The 16,825-nt window shown below is 61.6% G+C and carries 15 protein-coding genes; 5 read left to right on the forward strand and 10 right to left on the reverse strand.

Annotated elements, in window-relative coordinates; genetic code table 11:
* Nucleotide 1: 1 nt before the first annotated feature.
* The gene (gene clpB, locus CW354_RS03415; RefSeq protein WP_104828650.1) at nt 2-2,668 is read right to left on the reverse strand and encodes an ATP-dependent chaperone ClpB; all 2,667 of its coding nucleotides are present in this window, start codon (nt 2,666-2,668) and stop codon (nt 2-4) included.
* Between the two features lie 180 nt (nt 2,669-2,848).
* Complete coding sequence (locus CW354_RS03420) at nt 2,849-3,259, reverse strand: EF-hand domain-containing protein (RefSeq protein ID WP_165793500.1); 411 nt, start codon at nt 3,257-3,259, stop codon at nt 2,849-2,851.
* Nucleotides 3,260-3,467: 208 nt separating this feature from the next.
* Between CW354_RS03420 and CW354_RS03425 the strand changes: the two genes are divergently transcribed.
* Entirely contained in the window at nt 3,468-4,595 is a 1,128-nt protein-coding gene (locus CW354_RS03425; RefSeq protein WP_104828652.1) for an aminotransferase class V-fold PLP-dependent enzyme, read from the forward strand.
* A gap of 36 nt (nt 4,596-4,631) precedes the next feature.
* Here the strand turns inward: CW354_RS03425 and CW354_RS03430 are convergent, their stop codons facing one another.
* From CW354_RS03430 to thiS, 4 genes are all read right to left on the reverse strand, one after another.
* The gene (locus CW354_RS03430; protein WP_104828653.1) at nt 4,632-6,785 is read right to left on the reverse strand and encodes an alpha-glucuronidase family glycosyl hydrolase; all 2,154 of its coding nucleotides are present in this window, start codon (nt 6,783-6,785) and stop codon (nt 4,632-4,634) included.
* Nucleotides 6,786-6,940: 155 nt separating this feature from the next.
* Nucleotides 6,941-7,660 (reverse strand): DUF4386 domain-containing protein, encoded by a 720-nt coding sequence (locus CW354_RS03435; RefSeq protein ID WP_104828654.1) that lies wholly within the window; start codon nt 7,658-7,660, stop codon nt 6,941-6,943.
* A gap of 36 nt (nt 7,661-7,696) precedes the next feature.
* Nucleotides 7,697-8,467, reverse strand: a complete 771-nt coding sequence (locus CW354_RS03440; RefSeq protein ID WP_104828655.1) for a thiazole synthase — start codon at nt 8,465-8,467, stop codon at nt 7,697-7,699.
* Nucleotides 8,468-8,484: 17 nt separating this feature from the next.
* Nucleotides 8,485-8,685, reverse strand: a complete 201-nt coding sequence (thiS, locus tag CW354_RS03445) for a sulfur carrier protein ThiS (protein WP_104828656.1) — start codon at nt 8,683-8,685, stop codon at nt 8,485-8,487.
* A gap of 139 nt (nt 8,686-8,824) precedes the next feature.
* On the opposite strand from thiS, the gene aroQ reads away from it, so the two are divergent.
* Genes aroQ through CW354_RS03465 form a run of 4 tightly spaced genes read left to right on the forward strand, consistent with a single transcriptional unit; the run spans nt 8,825 to nt 13,172 of the window.
* Entirely contained in the window at nt 8,825-9,280 is a 456-nt protein-coding gene (gene aroQ / locus CW354_RS03450) for a type II 3-dehydroquinate dehydratase (RefSeq protein ID WP_104828657.1), read from the forward strand.
* 56 nt (nt 9,281-9,336) lie between these two features.
* On the forward strand, nt 9,337-9,798 hold the full coding sequence (gene accB / locus CW354_RS03455; protein WP_104828658.1) for an acetyl-CoA carboxylase biotin carboxyl carrier protein: 462 nt from the start codon (nt 9,337-9,339) through the stop codon (nt 9,796-9,798).
* Nucleotides 9,799-9,817: 19 nt separating this feature from the next.
* Nucleotides 9,818-11,158: an acetyl-CoA carboxylase biotin carboxylase subunit gene (gene accC, locus CW354_RS03460; protein ID WP_104828659.1), complete on the forward strand. Its 1,341-nt coding sequence runs from the start codon at nt 9,818-9,820 to the stop codon at nt 11,156-11,158.
* A gap of 22 nt (nt 11,159-11,180) precedes the next feature.
* The gene (locus CW354_RS03465) at nt 11,181-13,172 is read left to right on the forward strand and encodes a tetratricopeptide repeat-containing sulfotransferase family protein (RefSeq protein ID WP_104828660.1); all 1,992 of its coding nucleotides are present in this window, start codon (nt 11,181-11,183) and stop codon (nt 13,170-13,172) included.
* Between the two features lie 19 nt (nt 13,173-13,191).
* Here CW354_RS03465 and CW354_RS03470 read toward each other — a convergent pair whose 3' ends face one another.
* Genes CW354_RS03470 through CW354_RS03485 form a run of 4 tightly spaced genes read right to left on the reverse strand, consistent with a single transcriptional unit; the run spans nt 13,192 to nt 16,764 of the window.
* Nucleotides 13,192-14,319, reverse strand: a complete 1,128-nt coding sequence (locus tag CW354_RS03470; RefSeq protein WP_104828661.1) for an ABC transporter permease — start codon at nt 14,317-14,319, stop codon at nt 13,192-13,194.
* Nucleotides 14,316-15,257 (reverse strand): ABC transporter ATP-binding protein, encoded by a 942-nt coding sequence (locus tag CW354_RS03475; protein WP_104828662.1) that lies wholly within the window; start codon nt 15,255-15,257, stop codon nt 14,316-14,318. The genes CW354_RS03470 and CW354_RS03475 overlap by 4 nt, the downstream gene beginning before the upstream one ends.
* Complete coding sequence (locus CW354_RS03480) at nt 15,254-16,129, reverse strand: HlyD family secretion protein (protein ID WP_104828663.1); 876 nt, start codon at nt 16,127-16,129, stop codon at nt 15,254-15,256. Before CW354_RS03480 ends, CW354_RS03475 begins: the two co-directional genes overlap by 4 nt.
* On the reverse strand, nt 16,126-16,764 hold the full coding sequence (locus CW354_RS03485; RefSeq protein WP_104828664.1) for a TetR/AcrR family transcriptional regulator: 639 nt from the start codon (nt 16,762-16,764) through the stop codon (nt 16,126-16,128). The genes CW354_RS03480 and CW354_RS03485 overlap by 4 nt, the downstream gene beginning before the upstream one ends.
* Nucleotides 16,765-16,825 lie beyond the last annotated feature (61 nt).

A 16,825-nucleotide genomic window follows, 5' to 3' on the forward strand; every position in this document is an offset into this window, starting at 1 on the left:
TTTAGTTGAGGAGCGCGCCTGGCGCCGGCGCCTCCGGCCCTGACCCGCTGCTGAGCGAGAACGAGTCCCGGCCGCCGGCGGGTTTGCCGTTGATGGTCAGCCCCTCGTCATCGGCGGAGATATTGAGGGTTTCGCCGTCCGTGACGTCGCCGGCGAGAATCTTTTCCGCCAGCGGATCCTGAAGCCGTTTCTGGAGCACGCGTTTCAACGGACGCGCGCCATAGACCGGATCGTAGCCATTGTCGCCGAGCCAGTGACGCGCCTTCTCGTCGAGCTCCAGGGTGATCTTGCGATCCGCCAGAAGCGTTTGCAGACGCGCGACCTGAATATCGACAATCGCGTCCATGTTGCCGCGCGACAGGCGGTGGAACAGGATGATCTCGTCGAGACGGTTCAGGAATTCCGGCCGGAAGCTCGCCCGCACCGCCTCCATCACCTGCGGGCGCACCGCATCGCTATCCTCGCCTTCCGGCTGGTTGGCGAGATATTCCGCGCCGAGATTGGACGTCATGATGATCAGCGTGTTCTTGAAGTCGACCGTATGACCCTGACCGTCGGTCAGGCGGCCGTCGTCAAGCACCTGAAGCAAGACGTTGAAGACATCAGGGTGCGCTTTTTCGATCTCGTCGAAGAGAACGACCTGATAAGGCCGCCGGCGCACGCGTTCAGTAAGAACGCCGCCCTCTTCATAGCCGACATAGCCCGGCGGGGCGCCGATGAGACGGGCCACCGAATGCTTCTCCATGAATTCCGACATGTCGATGCGCGCAATCGCGGTCTCGTCGTCGAACAGGAATTCGGCGAGCGCTTTTGTGAGCTCGGTCTTGCCGACGCCGGTGGGGCCGAGAAACAGGAACGAGCCCATGGGCCGGTTCGGGTCTTTAAGGCCCGCCCGGGCGCGGCGCACGGCGGCGGACACGGCTTCCACCGCTTCGCGCTGGCCGACGACGCGCTGGCCGAGATTCTCTTCCATCGTGAGCAGCTTTTCGCGTTCGCCTTCGAGCATCTTGTCGACGGGAACGCCGGTCCAGCGCGAGACGACGGCGGCGATGTTTTCCGGATCGACCACCTCATGCACTAGCGCTTTCGACTGGTCGGCCTCTTCTTCCTTTTCTTCGCTCGCCGCAAGCTGCTTTTCGAGCGCAGGGATTTCGCCGTATTTCAGCTCCGAAGCGCGGGCGAGATCGCCTTTGCGCTCGGCGTCCGCCAGTTGCTGGCGGGCGTGGTCGAGGGTTTCCTTGACCTTGGTCGCCGAAGCGAGACTGTCCTTTTCCGCCTTCCAGCGGGCGGTGAGGTCGGCCGATTTCTGCTCCAGTTCGGAAAGCTCTTTTTCAAGCTTTTCGAGCCGGTCTTGCGAGGCGCTGTCGGTTTCCTTTTTCAGCGCTTCACGCTCGATCTTCATCTGGATAATGCGCCGGTCGAGCTCGTCCAGCGCTTCCGGCTTGGAGTCGACGGCCATGCGCAACCGCGAGGCCGCCTCGTCCACAAGGTCGATGGCCTTGTCGGGCAGGAAGCGGTCGGTGATGTAACGGTTCGACAGGGTCGCGGCGGCGACGATGGCGCTGTCGGAAATCCGCACCCCGTGGTGGAGTTCGTATTTTTCCTTCAGGCCGCGCAAGATCGAGATTGTGTCCTCGACCGTCGGCTCGTCCACGAACACCGCCTGGAAACGCCGGGCAAGCGCCGCGTCTTTCTCGACATATTTCTTGTATTCATTGAGCGTCGTCGCGCCGATGCAATGCAATTCGCCGCGGGCGAGCGCCGGTTTTAAGAGGTTCGAGGCGTCCATGGCGCCGTCGGATTTGCCCGCGCCTACAAGCGTGTGCATCTCGTCGATGAAGAGAATGATCTTGCCGGCGGCGGCGGTCACTTCCTGCAAGACGGCTTTCAGGCGCTCTTCGAACTCGCCGCGATATTTCGCGCCGGCGATGAGCGCGCCCATATCGAGCGCCAGAAGGGATTTGTCGGCGAGGCTTTCGGGCACGTCGCCATTGATGATCCTGAGCGCCAGCCCTTCGGCGATGGCGGTCTTGCCGACGCCGGGCTCGCCGATCAGGACGGGATTGTTCTTGGTCCGGCGCGAGAGCACCTGCATGGTGCGGCGAATTTCCTCATCGCGGCCGATGACCGGATCGAGCTTGCCTTCACGCGCCGCTTCGGTGAGGTCGCGGGCGTAGCGTTTGAGCGCGTCGTAAGCCTGTTCTGCGGATGCGGTGTCGGCGGTGCGGCCCTTGCGGATGTCGTTGATCGCTTCGTTGAGTTTGGTCGCGGTGACGCCTGCTTCCTTCAGGATTTTCGACGTGCCCGCATCGGCCTCGACGGCGAGCGCGGTCAACAGGCGCTCGGCGGTGACGAATTTGTCGCCCGCCTTCTTGCCGATCTCCTCGGCCGTCGCGAAGACCTTGGCGGTGGGCGAAGCCATATAAATCTGGCCGTTTCCGCCCTCGACCTGCGGCAGTTTGCCCAGCGCCTCATCCGTTAATTGGAGCGCCTTGTCCGGCTGGCCGCCGGCGGCGTTGATGAGATTCGCGGCGAGCCCTTCCTGATCGTCAAGCAGCGCTTTCAGAATGTGTTCGGGGGTGAATTGCTGGTGGCCTTCGCGCAGGGCGATGGTTTGAGCGGCCTGAATGAGACCGCGGGCGCGGTCCGTATAGTTTTCAAATTGCATCTCGACCTCGGTTTGAGCGTCAAAAGGATAATAGCGTCCCGTTCGCGGCGACGCCTTGTTCTAGGTCAAGATGGGGGCCGAAAACCGCCATCTCAAGGGGCGGAAAGAGGGTTTTTTCGTCAAAAACCCGGCGGATAGCGGTCCGCCGGGCCGGGTCTTCTTCAAGAGCTGGAACGGGGCTTATTCCTCATCGGAATCATCGTCCTGCATCATCGGGCCCATTTTGCCATGCGGCCCTGAGCCGTCGCAATTCGGCCCCATGCCCATTCCGGGGCCCATCCCGGAACCCATGCCCTTCCCGCCTTTCATCATGGCGCCGTGATGGGCCTTGGCCTCCTCCAGCGAAACGACGCCGTCGTCGCCCGCCTCAGAAGAAAACCATTGCCAGCGTTGCTCGTTCATTTTCGCCTGAAAAGCGATGAACTCGTCATGGTCCACATTGCCGTCGCCATTGGCGTCCATTTGCTCGAAATGGGCGGACATTCTGGTTTCCCAGTCGCCGCCCTTCGTGTCGCGGTAATTGGCGTAAGCGCTGGCGGCGACGGCCAGCGCGCTGGCGCCGGCGATAAGCACAAGCATTGTCTTATTCATAATGTTTCTCCCTTTTCGCATTCTGCGCCCAGTCCTTGTTTTAAATATAACACGGTCGCGCGGCGGCGCATCTTAACTTCGATTAAGCACGCGCCTTGAAATATGGCCGGCGCAACGCTGTCGGGCGCAATGGCGGCATTTACAAACGCCGGAAAAGTCTCGACAAACGGTCACCTCTCATCGCCGAGACGCTAAAAAGGATAAGCGCATGCCCGCCTTACGCTCCGACGTCGATCCCGACGGCCTGCTTGAATATTCCGTCGTTTATACGGACCGCTCCTTGAACCACATGTCGGCGGCTTTTCAGAAGGTGATGCGCACGCTAAGCGCCGAACTGAAGGGCGTTTACAACGCCGACGCAGCGGCGCTCGTGCCCGGCGGCGGCACCTACGCCATGGAGGCGGTCGCGCGACAAATCGCAACGGACAAGAAAGTGCTGGTCGTCAGGAACGGCTGGTTCTCTTTCCGCTGGACGCAGATATTGGACGCCGGGAAGATCGCCGACGAGACCATCGTGATGAAGGCGCGGCGGATGGCGAACGCCCCGGACGCGCCCTTCGCGCCCGCGCCCATCGACGACGTTGTCGCGCGCATCGCCGCCGAAAAACCCGATGTCGTTTTCGCCCCGCATGTGGAGACATCCTCGGGCATGATCCTGCCAGATGATTATCTGAAAAAGCTTGGCGAAGCGGCGCATGAGGCGGGCGCGGTGTTCGTCCTCGACTGCATCGCGTCGGGCTGCGTCTGGGCCGATATGAAAGACGCCGGCGTCGACTTCCTGATCAGCGCGCCGCAGAAGGGATGGAGCGCGTCGCCTTGCGCCGGGATCGTGATGATGAGCGACCGCGGCCGCGAAAGAGTGAAGGCGTCGACATCGACGAGCTTCGCATGCGATCTCGGCAAATGGCTCGAGATCATGGAGGCTTACGAAAAAGGCGGCCACGCCTATCACGCCACCATGCCCACCGACGCCCTGCGCGGCTTTTTGAATGCGGTTCTTGAAACCAAGGAAAACGGTTACGAGGCGATGCGCGAGGCGCAATGGGAGCTGGGCCGGAAAACGCGCGCGCTCTTAACCTCGCGCGGCTTTCCATCCGTCGCGGCGGAAGGCTTCGAGGCGCCGGGCGTCGTCGTTTCCTATACGAGCGACCCCGAGATCAAAAACGGGTTGAAATTCGCCGCACAAGGCCTGCAGATCGCCGCCGGCGTGCCGCTGCAATGCGACGAACCGGAAAGCTTTTCGACCTTTCGCATCGGCCTTTTCGGCCTCGACAAGCTGACGGATGTGGATGGCGCTGTAGCGCGGCTCGAAGCCGCGCTGGACAAGATTGTCTAGCAAGACGCGCCTGTGCGCCGCGAGCGACGCACGTCTCTAATGTCCCGGCGCGTAGGGGTGCGAAATCGCCTTGTAATAGTCAAGATCGTGCGGCGGCGGCGCAACGCCGTCCGGCAGCGGCCGTCCGGAAACGGACTGAAAATAAGCGATCGAGGCGTCGCGCCACCACTGCGCTTCCTTTTCCTGTATCTTGAGAAATGCGACAATCTGATCGTAGCGCTCCTGGTCGATATAGCCCTCAAGGCCTTCCCATGTCTCCCGCATCTCATGGACCTCGGCCACGCCTTCCGTGTACCGCATAACCAGCTCGTCCCAAAGCGTGCGGCCTGACTTCATCTCGTAATCCCACGGCAGATGATGGAACCATAAAAGAAGGTTTTCAGGCGTCGTCTCCACATCGCCGTAAATCTCCGCAAGCGGCGCTTCATATTGCGCGACGGCGTTGGAGCCGCTCGCGGTGCGGTCGAAACCGATCCCCTCTTCATCCGCTTTGTGATAATAGCAGGGGTTCCATTCAGGCCGCGCGAGATCGCAGACCCATGGGCCCGGCCCGTAATGATGCCCCGTCGCCATGAGGTGCGTTAAGCCCAAAGGCGTCATGTAGTCCACGACCGCTTCACGGCTCTCCATCATCATCGCGACGACCGGCCGGACAAAGGCGTCGTCATTGGCGAACGTCATGCGCGCCCAGTCTTCCGCGATATCTTTGCTGTCCGCATCCAGGTCCCAGGCGAGGCGCCCGAAGGCGTACCAGTTGGCCTGATCGAAATGAGAGCCCGACCAGTTGCGGTCCGATCCGGCATTGCCGACGCCCGCGACGCCGGTAAGCTCGATATCCTGCAGACTGCCGTCGACGATCTTCGCGACCGTCGAGCCCTCGCCTTGCGCATAAGTATCTGCGCTCAGCACCTCTTCGTAATAGGCGCCGAGATAGACGAGATGCGTCGCGAAGCCGAGATATTCCTTGGTGATCTGGAACTCCATCATCAGCGGCGTTTTGGGCATCGCGCCGAACATCGGGTGGAACGGCTCGCGCGGCTGAAAGTCGATGGGGCCATTCTTGACCTGAACCAGCACATTGTCCCTGAACTTGCCGTCGAGCGGAACGAATTGCGCATAGGCCTGCTTGGCGCGGTCTTCGGGGTTGTGTTCGGAATAAACGAAGGCGCGCCACATCACGATCCCGCCATGGGGCGCGAGCGCATCGGCCAGCATATTGGCGCCGTCGGCGTGATTGCGGCCGTAATCCTGCGGGCCCGGCTGGCCTTCGGAATTGGCTTTGACGAGAAAACCGCCGAAATCGGGGATCAACTCATAAATCTCGTCAGCTTTCGCTTTCCACCAGGCGCGCACCTCTGGGTCCAGCGGGTCGGCCGTATCGAGGCCGCCGATCTCCATGGGCGCGGAGAAACGGGCGGTCTGGTAAATCTTGACGCCGTAAGGCCGGAAGACGCCGGCGAGCGCCGCCGCTTTTTCAAGATAGGCCGGCGTCAACGCCATGGCGTCGGCGTTCACATTGGTGAGCGACACGCCATTGATCCCGATCGACGCCAGCGCGCGGGCGTAATCTTCGTAACGCGGATCGAGATAATCGGGCAGCTTATGCCAATCCCAGATAGACGCGCCGGAATAACCGCGCTCCACCGTGCGGTCGAGATTGTCCCAGTGATTGATGATGCGGACGTCTACGGATGGAATTTCGGTGATGTCGAGGCCCGTCACGTTTTCGCGGGTCTGCATCAGACGAAGGAAATGAAACGCGCCGTATAAAACGCCGATATCGGAATTGGCGGCGATCACCGTTCCGCCATCGACGCTGCGAATGGCGTAGCCTTCAGGTCCGAGCGCAGCCATGTCGATTCCGGCGCCCTGCGGCAGCGCGGCGTCGCCCGATACGAGCCACAGATTGCCGCCGCGTTTGGCGTCGCTCGCAACCGACGGCGCCGCGTCCAGCATGCCGGCAAGCCCGCGCTCAAGTTCCCTGACCGCAAGCTCAAGCGTTTCGCTTTGCGCGGCCGGAACGACGATCCGCTTTGCCGCAGCTTTATACTGGCGCGCTTCGCCGCGCTCCATCGCCGGATAGCGCAGCCAAAGATCGTAACCGTCTTCCGCGCGGGACGCGCCGCACATAAAAGGCAAACAAACAATCGCAAGAATAAGAATGCGAAACGCACTGAGATTATCGAACATTAGCGCGGCGCCCGTCCCTGGTCAGGCTGAAACCGTCGCGGACGGCCTCAGCCGGTTTTTTGTTCTATCGTGTCTTATAGCATAAATGACAGGCGGACGCCGCGTCTTAAGCCAAAAAGCCGAAGCTGATTGAGCCCCGCCAGACCGCCGAAACTTTAAGCGTCGGCCGCACGCCATTTTTGCGTGTCGACGCCCCGGATCAACAGCCAGAGCATCAGCACGCCCTCGCCGATAAGCGCGGGCAGGATGACGATGAAGAGCCCTGCATTGGGAATGCCGGCGTAATCGAAGCCGAGAATCTCGCTGAAGCCGTCAATGACATAACCGGCGCCGGCGATCATCACCAGAACGCCGATCAGCGACGGCAGGAAAGAAGACCTGACAATCAGATAGCCGAGAAGCGCGAGATGGACGCCGAAAAAGATCAGCGTCAGCGTGAACCCGGCGTTATGTTCGGCGAGAAAGAAATACGGCCACGGCTCCTGCGCCAGCGCGCCAAAGGATCCGGCTGCATCGGCGATACGCAATGCGCTGACGAGATTGAGAACGACCCCGATCTGCGCAACCGTATAAGTGAGACGAAACAGCGCCGCGAGCAGGGAGAGATGCGGGTCGACTTTCTTCAACAAAAGATAAAGCGCCCAGGCGATGAACACATCGCAAATGAGAACGACGAAAAAACAAGCGATAGCGATCCGGAAGAGGTCTTCCTGAGCGGCAATGTTGGCCGCCGTCGCCGCCGGGTCGCCGCTGACGATTAGCTTGGAGAGAACGAAAAAATTCGCGAAAATCGCGAGGACGAAAATCAGCAGGTAATTAAAACCGGCGAACCGCGCATAAGCCGCAGGCCTGAAAACCTCATCCGTAGACGCCACGCCTTCTCCCTCCCCGCTTCCTGAATCGGCCTGATCTTATATCAAACCGGCAAGAGGGGAAGACGGATCGGCATAGCGCTTCTTCGGCATGCGGCCGGCGAGATAAGCCTCGCGCCCTGCAATGACGGCGTGCTTCATGGCGCTCGCCATCAGGATCGGGTCCTTGGCTTCCGCAATCGCCGTGTTCATCAAAACACCGTCGCAGCCGAGCTCCATCGCGGACGCCGCGTCCGAGGCCGTGCCGACGCCTGCGTCGACAATGACGGGCACGGAGGACTGTTCGACTATGAGGCGGATGTTCACCGGGTTCATGATCCCGAGCCCCGAGCCGATGAGCGAGCCCAGAGGCATGATCGCGCAGCAGCCCGCATCTTCGAGCTTCCTCGCATAGACCGGATCGTCGGAGCAGTAGACCATGACGTCGAAGCCCTCCTTGATGAGCAGCTTCGCGGCGCGCAGCGTCTCCTCCATGTCGGGATAAAGCGTCTTCTGGTCGGAAAGGACTTCGAGCTTCACGAGCTCCCAGCCGCCCGCCTCGCGCGCCAGCCGCAAGGTGCGGATCGCGTCCTCGGCGGTGAAGCAGCCGGCGGTGTTCGGCAGATAGAGATATTTCTCCGGGTCGAGATAATCGACCAGCAAGGGCTTGTCCTTGTCGGTAAGATTCACCCGGCGCACCGCGACCGTCACCATCTCCGCGCCGGCGGCCTCGGCCGCCTTGGCGTTCTGTTCATAGGTCTCGTATTTGCCGGTGCCGATGATGAGGCGGGAATTCAGCTTGCGTCCCGCCACTTCCAGTATGTCAGACATTGATCAACCTTCCGCCCTTATCCGCCGCCGACGAACTGGACGATTTCGATGCGGTCGCCGTCGGCGAGCGCGGTTTGCGTAAAGAGCGATTTCGGCACGATCTCGAGATTGCGCTCCACGGCGATTTTCCGGGGCGCCAGCTCGAGCGCGTCGAGAAGCCCGGCCACCGTTAACGGGGCCTCAAACCTCTTTTCTTCGCCATTCACGGTAATATCCATGAAAATTCAATCTCTTCGGTCTATTGCCTGGGCGCGGGCCCGGGACTAAACCCGGAGCCTTCGCGCCTTGACGGGCGCAGATGTAGAAAGGCGCGCGCGGCCCCGCAAGGAAGAACAGAGGGAAAACGGCGGAAAACCCATGGCTTCGAAGACCATCTATGTCCTCAACGGGCCGAATCTCAACCTTCTGGGCGCCCGTGAGCCCGAAATCTACGGGAAAACGACCCTCGCCGACATCGAAACGGCGACCAAGGCGAGAGGCCGGGAACTGGGCTTTTCGGTGGAATTCCGCCAGTCCAATGCGGAGGGCGCCCTGATCGACTGGGTTCAGGAGGCCGCCGCCAAGGGGGCGGGCCTGATCATCAACCCGGGGGCCTACACCCACACATCGGTCGCCCTGTTCGACGCCCTCTCGGCGGCGAAGCTTCCGAAGATCGAGCTGCACCTGTCCAATATTCACGCCCGCGAAGCCTTTCGGCGGCAATCCATGACGGCGCCGGCTGTCGACGGCGTGATGATGGGCTTTGGCGCGGCGGGCTATCGTTTCGCCCTCGAAGCCCTTAAAAGCCTAATCGAAAGCCGCGCGGGCTCTTGAAGACCGCCCCTCAGGGATTTGGCGCGGCGCGTTGCATTTGAAGAAGCGGGAACTCAATGTCCGATAAAAAAGACCAGAAGGATCATGGCGCGGAGGCCGCGTGGATTCGCGAGCTCGCGGGGATCCTCGAAGAAACCGGCCTTACTGAAATCGAAATCGAGAAAGACGACACGCGTCTGCGCGTCTCGCGCCAGGGCGGCGCCGCGGCTTTCGCCGCCCCCCCGCCGGCGCCCGCGCCGCAAGCAACGGCTCAGCCCGCCGCGCCTGCTGCGGCCGAGTCTCATCCGAATGCAGTGAAATCGCCCATGGTGGGCACGGCCTATCTTTCCCCTTCGCCCGGCGCCGACCCGTTCGTGCGCGAAGGCGCGCAAGTAACGGAAGGCCAGACGGTGATGATCGTCGAGGCGATGAAGACCATGAACCCCATCGCCGCGCCGCATGCCGGCAAGGTTGTGAAGGTTCTCGTTTCCGACGCGCAGCCGGTCGAATTCGACGAACCGCTCATCATCATCGAATAAGCGGAATAGACGGATAGAAATGTTCAACAAGGTCCTGATCGCCAATCGCGGTGAAATCGCCCTTCGCATTCACCGGGCGTGCAAGGAGCTCGGCATTTCCACTGTTGCGGTGCATTCGACCGCCGATGAAAACGCCATGCATGTGCGCCTTGCCGATGAAAGCGTGTGCATCGGCCCGCCGGCGCCGAAGGACAGCTATCTGAACATTCCGGCGATCATTTCCGCCGCGGAAATCACCGAAGCCGACGCCATCCACCCGGGCTACGGTTTTCTTTCCGAAAATGCGCGCTTCGCCGAGATTGTAAAAGCGCACAATATCACGTTTATCGGTCCGGATGCGGAGCATATCCGCGTCATGGGCGACAAGATCGCCGCCAAGGAAGCGGTCGGCCAGGCGGGCATCCCGCTGGTGCCGGGCTCCGAAGGCGCCCTACTTTCCTACGAACAGGCGCAGGAAGCCGCCGAGGAAATCGGCTATCCGGTGCTGGTGAAAGCCGCCGCCGGCGGCGGCGGGCGCGGCATGAAGCTCGCAAAAACGCCCGCCGACCTCGCCGAGGCGCTTTCCACCGCCAAGACCGAAGCCAAGGCCGCCTTCGGCGACGACGCGGTCTATCTCGAAAAATATCTCGAATTTCCCCGCCATATCGAACTGCAGATCATCGCCGACAGCCATGGCAATGTGGTCCAGCTCGGCGAGCGCGACTGCTCCTTGCAGCGCCGGAACCAGAAAGTGCTGGAGGAGGCCCTGTCGCCGGCGCTCGACGACAAAGAGCGGGCCAAAATCGGCGAGACGGTCAGGAAGGCGATTGAAAAGATCGGCTATCTCGGCGCCGGCACCATCGAGTTCCTGTATGAGAACGGCGAGTTCTATTTCATCGAAATGAACACCCGCCTGCAGGTCGAACATCCGATCACCGAACAGGTGACCCGCACCGATCTCGTGCGCGAACAGATCCTTGTCGCCGCCGGGAACAAGCTCAGCATGAAACAGGAAGACGTGGTCTTCAAAGGCCACGCCATCGAATGCCGCGTGAATGCGGAAAATCCCAAGACCTTCCGCCCCTCGCCCGGCGAGATCACGCAGTTCCACGCCGCAGGCGGGCCCGGCGTGCGTTTCGATTCGGCTGTCTATACGGGCTACAAGATCCCGCCTTATTACGACTCCATGATCGGCAAGCTGATCGTTTACGGCGACGACCGCGCGCATTGCATTGCGCGTCTTCGCCGGGCGCTCTCGGAGATGGTCTTCGTCGGCGTCGAAACCACCGTGCCGCTCTTCATGGATCTCGTCGACGACCCGGATTTCCAGAAGGGCGATTACCACATTCACTGGCTGGAAGAGTGGCTGGCGAAGTCCTGAGTCTTCCAGCCGCGAAAGAGACATGACCGAAAACACGCTCGCACAGACGATTGACGCCGCCGCCGCCGCCCACCAGGCGGGGCGTTTCGAAGACGCGCTGAAAGGCTACCGCGCCGCCCTCGAGGCCGCGCCGGAAGACGCCGAGGTCAACAGCCTTGTAGGCCTCGCCCTTACGCATTTGCACCGCTTCGACGAAGCCGGGCCCTATCTCGAAAAAGCGGTTAAGGCCGAGCCGAAGGAAGCCGGGTTTCGCCTCAACCGGCTCGAATGGCTGGAGCAGACGGGGCAGACAGACCCGGCGCTGGAAGAGATCGAGGCGCTGCTCGAACTCGATCCCGAATTGCCCCGCATCTGGGAAAAGCTCGGCGATCTTTGCGTCCGCAAAGGCAAGCCCGGCGCCGCAACCGACGCCTATCTCGAAGCGTTGCGGCGGGCGCCCGGCTCTTATCCCCTGATGATGAAATTCGCCCGCGCCCATGCGGGCTACCGCAATTTCAAGGCAGCGCGCCAGGTTCTGGAAGAAGCGGCGCAATACGGGCCGCGCGACGAAAACTATCTCGAACTTTACAGCTTCGTTCTCGGCGCGCTCGGCGACATCGAAACGCTCGCCGCCCTGTCGCGCGAATGGACGGAGCGCGCGCCGCAAAGCGCCCCAGCCTGGCGGGCGCTGTCGCAGGCCGCCTATGAGCGGGGGCGATACCGGGAAGCCGTCGCCGCCTTCCGCAAGGCGATGGACCTGTCTGGGCGCGACGCCGACAGGCTCGCCGCTTATGGGCGGATCTGCCTTTCTGCGCTGGAGTTCGATGAAGCCCGCGCCGCGCTTGGCGAAGCGGAATCGCTCGACGCCAATCACGCCGAGATGCTGGCGGCGAAGGGCTTGCTCCTCACTTATGAAGGCCGCTTCGAGGACGCCGAAACCTATTGCCGGCGCTGTCTTGCGGCGAACCCGTCCTTCGCCGGCGCCTATACGCAACTCAGCCGCCTCACCGGCGGGCGCATGAGCGAGGCCGAAAAGAAAACCTTAAGCGAGCTCGCCTGGGACAAAGCGCAGCATGCAGAGGACCGGGCGGCCGCCGCCTACGCTCTCGGCCATGCGCTCGACGCTGAAGGCGACAGGGCGCACGCCTTCAAAATATACCAGCACGCCAATGACATCGCCCTCTCCCAGAGCGAAGATTCCGGCATCCGCTATCGCCGCGACGCCGTTACGGCGCGCGAGGAAACGCTGAAAAAATTGTTTTCCGGCCCGGTGGAACACAGAGCCGATGAAGACCGCCGGCCGCGGCCGATCTTCATTGTCGGCATGCCGCGCTCGGGCACGACGCTGATCGAAAGCCTTCTGTCGGCGCACCGGGACGTTTTCGCCGGCGGCGAACGTCCTGACATGCAGCACCTGCTCAACAACTATCTTTCGCGCGCGGAAGGAAAAGACGTCGCCGCGACAGGGCCGGTCAATCCTAAATGGATCGAAAGCTATTATGCGGAGCTGCCCGATCCTGAAGGGGCTGGCTGGCTCACCGACAAGAACCCGCTCAATTTCGAGGCAGTCGGCCTCATCGACCGGCTGTTCCCCGGCGCGCCGATCATTCACATCCGGCGCAACCCGCTCGAAACCGGCCTGTCGATCTTTCGGCACGAGTTTTCAAAGTTCTGGCCTTTCGCGAACCGGCTGGAAGATATCGGCCATTTCTACGGCTATTACGCGCGGCTGATGGATCACTGGGACAAGGCCTATCCGGGCCGCGTCGTCACCGTGCAGTATGAGGACTTCGCCGGCGATTTCGAAAACGCGGCCCCCGCGCTCGCCGAGCGTATCGGTCTTCCCTGGAGCCAGGCGATGGCCGATTTCCAGAAAGCCGAACGCCCGGTCGCGACGTTTTCGGCGGTGCAGGCGCGCGAGGCCGTTTCGGTCAGACGCGGCAAGGCGGAGGCTTATGCGGACTATCTGCGCCCCCTCGCCGACGCGCTCGAAAAGGCCGGCGTCGACCCGGAAACGGGCGCGCTCAAAGCCTGAACCTTCTCTTGATGCAGACTTAATCGAGCGTGCGCTGAAAGCGCAGAAGCGCAATCCCCGCAAGCACAAATAAAATCAGAAGAAGCGGCCCGAGATCGCCCTGAATGTCGGCGAAACTCGCCCCTTTCAACATGATCTCCCTGACCATGCGCAGGAAATGCGTGTTCGGGAGCGCTTCGCCGATGGCGCGCGCCCAGGCGGGCATGGCGCGAAACGGAAACATGAAACCGGATAAGAGGATCGAGGGCAGAAAGACGAAAAACGTCATTTGCATGGCCTGCATCTGCGTCCGAGCCACGGTGGAGATCAGATAACCGAGCATCAGATTGGTGAAAATGAATATCGACAGGACCAGAACGAACGCCGCCATGTTTCCCGTAAACGGGATGTCGAAGACATAGCGCGCGGCGAGAAGAATGATCCCCGTCTGGATCGCGCCCACAAGAATATAAGGCGTCGTCTTGCCGACCATGATTTCGAGCGGCCTGACCGGCGACGACAGCAGCGCTTCATAGGTGCCGCGCTCGCGCTCGCGGGTAAGCGCAATCGACGTGATCATCGTCATGGTCATGGTCAAAATGACGCCGAGAAGGCCGGGCACGATGTTGAAGGCGGTCACGCCTTCCGGATTATATTGGCGGTGAACGACGACGTTATAAGGCGGCGCGCCGCCGCGAAGCTTTGACGGCAGACGGTCGAGCTCCGGCGCGAAAGCGCGCCGGGCGATTTCGCCCACCGCGCCGATGACGCCGGACGCCGCGACAGGGTCGGAAGCGTCGGCGGCGACGAGAATTTCCGGCCGTTCGCCGCGCACGAAGTCGCTTTCGAAATTTTCCGGAATGACAATGAGAAAATTCACCTTGCCGGATCGCAAGAGCTCCTCGCCTTGCGCCTCGCCGTGAACGATGTCGGTGATTTCGACATAGGTCGACTGTTTGAGGGAAGCGAGAAAGCTGCGCGTCAGGGGGCCTTCGTCGCGCAGCTCCACCGCCGCGGGCAAATGGCGCGGATCGGTGTTGATGGCGAAGCCGAAAAGCGCCAGCTGCATCACCGGCACCATGATCATGATCGCGAAAGTCGGCCGGTCCCGGCGCATCTGCACCAATTCCTTGATGAACACGGCGGCGATGCGCGAAAAAGAGATCATGCGGCGTCTTCCGCACTGAAATTATCGTCGCTCTCGGCCATCAGATAGATGAAGGCCTCTTCGAGGCCCGCCTCGATTTCTTTGATCCGTACGCCTTCCATGTCCCGCACCCGGTCGACGGCGGCGGCGAGTTTGTCGCGATCTTTGCCGCAGACATGAATCGAGGCGCCGAAGCGCGCGAGAATGTCGACCCCCGGCGCGCCTTTCAGGATCGACGACAATTTGTCGAGATCGCCATTGTCGAGCTTGAAGGCGTGCAGCCCGAGCCGGCCCGGAATTTCCGCCGTGGGCGCGTCGAGCAGTTTTTTGCCGTAAGCGATATAGGCGATGCGATCGCACTGCACCGCCTCGTCCATGTAGTGGGTCGACACCAGCGTCGTCACGCCCTGGCTCGCGTAAAGCCGGATCGTGTCCCAGAAGTCGCGCCGCGCTTTCGGATCGACGCCGGCGGTCGGCTCATCCAGCAGCAGGAGTTTCGGATTGTGGATCATGCAGACGGCGAGCGCGAGACGCTGCTTCCAGCCGCCGGAAAGCTCGCCCGCAAGCTGACCGGCGCGCCCTTTAAGGCCCAGCGATTCAATCGATTCATTGACGCGCCGGCGCAGATTGTCGAGCCCGTAAAGCCGGGAGAAGAATTCGAGATTTTCGCGGATGCTCAAATCTTCATAAAGCGAAAAGCGCTGGGTCATGTAGCCGACCTTGCTCTTGATCTTCACGCTCTCATGAAGAACGTCATGGCCAAGACAAGTCCCCTCGCCTTCATCGGGCTTTAAAAGCCCGCACACCATGCGGATGGTCGTGGTCTTGCCGGAGCCATTGGGCCCCAGAAACCCGTAGATCGAGCCGCGCGGCACTTTCAAATCGAAATGATCGACAACCGTCTTGTCTCCGAACCTTTTGGTCAGGCCGCGCACATCGATGACGGGTTCGCCGTTCACGGCGTTGCGATATCGACCGGCAGGCCCGGCCGAAGCCCTTCCGGATTGAGCGGCCGCGCCTCGATGAGAAAGACAAGCTTGTCGCGCTCCTCAAGACTATAGATCACCGGCGGGGTGAATTGCGGCTCGCTCGCCACATAGGTGATGCGCGCCCGTCCAGCTTCAGCGCAGCCGTCGCAATTGAAACTGATTTCCTGGCCCGGCTGGAAAGCCGAAAGCATGGCCTCCGGCGCGTAAAAACGCAGCTTCACATTGTCCGGCGGCAGGAGCGCCGCAACCGGGTCGCCCGCAGCGGCGACTTCGCCTTCGCGCCGGTAAATCCGTTCAATGGTTCCGGCTTTCGGCGCGGTCACAGCGAGATCGTTTAGGCGCTGTTTGGCGAGACCGGCCTGCGCCTCGACCGACTGATAATCCTCTCGCGCCGCATCGCGTTCGGCGCGGGCGCGTTCGAGCCGGGCTTCCGCCGCCGTCAGCGCCGCGTATTCATTGTCGAGTTTCACCTTGGCGACAAAACCTTCCTTGTAGAGTTTTTGCGTGCGGGCGAAGTCGAGGGCGACGCGGTCGAGATCGGCTTTCGCTTCATTCACCGCTTTCGCAAGGGCGCCCGTCTCATCGACGCGCTTTTTCGCCGATTTCGCCGCCGCGGACGCCTGTTCGACCTGATAGGAAACCCTGTCTGCCTTCATCCGGAAGAGGACATCGCCCTTGCTGACCTGATCGCCTTCCTTGACGAGAATCCCGCCGATGACGCCCGCTTCCTGCGGCGCCATGTAAAGCGTTTCCGCTTCAATATAACCGCTGAGACGGTCGGCGGATTGATCGGAACAGCCCGCCGCCATAAGAACGGCGCATATGAAAGCGATGGTTCTCATTGCGGCGCCATCAATCCGTTCAGTAAAATATCCGTATGCGCCTCAACGCGCTCTGCGGCCCCTAGGGGGCCCGGATCACCATGCAGAAAATGGGTGTAAAACCCGTGAATGAAGATCGGCCCGAGAAGCGCGCGCGCGGCGGCGCCCGGGTCGCAGGGGCGAAAGACGCCTTGCTCCATCCCCGCCGCCACAAGCCCTTTCACGGCGCCGAGCCCCTGCTCCACCACATTTTCACGATAATAAACGGCAAGGTCCGGATACCGGCTCGCCACAGACAAAACGAGACGCGGCACGGCGAATTTGCGCTTGTCGCCTGCGAGTTCGGTGAAGCCGGCGACGATCATGCGTAAGGAGGCCACAGGGTCTTCGACGCCGGCTTCGGCCATGGCGCGAAAATTACGCGCAACCGGCGCCACCTCGCGCTCGATGAGGCCGCGCAGGATCGCATCCTTGGTCTCGAAATAAAGATAAACGCCGGCTTTCGAGAGATTGGCCGCCTTGGCGATGTCTTCGACCCGCGCGGCGTCAAATCCGTCCCGCTCGAAAATAGTGAGCGCCGCATCGAGAATCTCGTCCGGCCGGCTCTCGGCGCGGCGGCGCCATTTCGGCTTTTGCTGGCGGGCGGGTTCGCTCATCGGGACGCTGCAACTAACTTACCAGTTAGTCATATATTCAGCGCCGTAAAGAAATCAATAA

This window comes from Hyphococcus luteus (genome assembly GCF_002943565.1).
Lineage (GTDB): Bacteria > Pseudomonadota > Alphaproteobacteria > Caulobacterales > Parvularculaceae > Hyphococcus > Hyphococcus luteus.

What these genes read in the sequence shown, in the direction of transcription:
- clpB (WP_104828650.1), bottom strand. Translation starts at nt 2,668, where the DNA reads ATGCAATTTGAAAACTATACGGACCGCGCCCGCGGTCTCATTCAGGCC.
- CW354_RS03420 (WP_165793500.1), bottom strand. Translation starts at nt 3,259, where the DNA reads ATGAATAAGACAATGCTTGTGCTTATCGCCGGCGCCAGCGCGCTGGCC.
- CW354_RS03425 (WP_104828652.1), top strand. Translation starts at nt 3,468, where the DNA reads ATGCCCGCCTTACGCTCCGACGTCGATCCCGACGGCCTGCTTGAATAT.
- CW354_RS03430 (WP_104828653.1), bottom strand. Translation starts at nt 6,785, where the DNA reads ATGTTCGATAATCTCAGTGCGTTTCGCATTCTTATTCTTGCGATTGTT.
- CW354_RS03440 (WP_104828655.1), bottom strand. Translation starts at nt 8,467, where the DNA reads ATGTCTGACATACTGGAAGTGGCGGGACGCAAGCTGAATTCCCGCCTC.
- thiS (WP_104828656.1), bottom strand. Translation starts at nt 8,685, where the DNA reads ATGGATATTACCGTGAATGGCGAAGAAAAGAGGTTTGAGGCCCCGTTA.
- aroQ (WP_104828657.1), top strand. Translation starts at nt 8,825, where the DNA reads ATGGCTTCGAAGACCATCTATGTCCTCAACGGGCCGAATCTCAACCTT.
- accB (WP_104828658.1), top strand. Translation starts at nt 9,337, where the DNA reads ATGTCCGATAAAAAAGACCAGAAGGATCATGGCGCGGAGGCCGCGTGG.
- accC (WP_104828659.1), top strand. Translation starts at nt 9,818, where the DNA reads ATGTTCAACAAGGTCCTGATCGCCAATCGCGGTGAAATCGCCCTTCGC.
- CW354_RS03465 (WP_104828660.1), top strand. Translation starts at nt 11,181, where the DNA reads ATGACCGAAAACACGCTCGCACAGACGATTGACGCCGCCGCCGCCGCC.
- CW354_RS03470 (WP_104828661.1), bottom strand. Translation starts at nt 14,319, where the DNA reads ATGATCTCTTTTTCGCGCATCGCCGCCGTGTTCATCAAGGAATTGGTG.
- CW354_RS03480 (WP_104828663.1), bottom strand. Translation starts at nt 16,129, where the DNA reads ATGAGAACCATCGCTTTCATATGCGCCGTTCTTATGGCGGCGGGCTGT.
- CW354_RS03485 (WP_104828664.1), bottom strand. Translation starts at nt 16,764, where the DNA reads ATGAGCGAACCCGCCCGCCAGCAAAAGCCGAAATGGCGCCGCCGCGCC.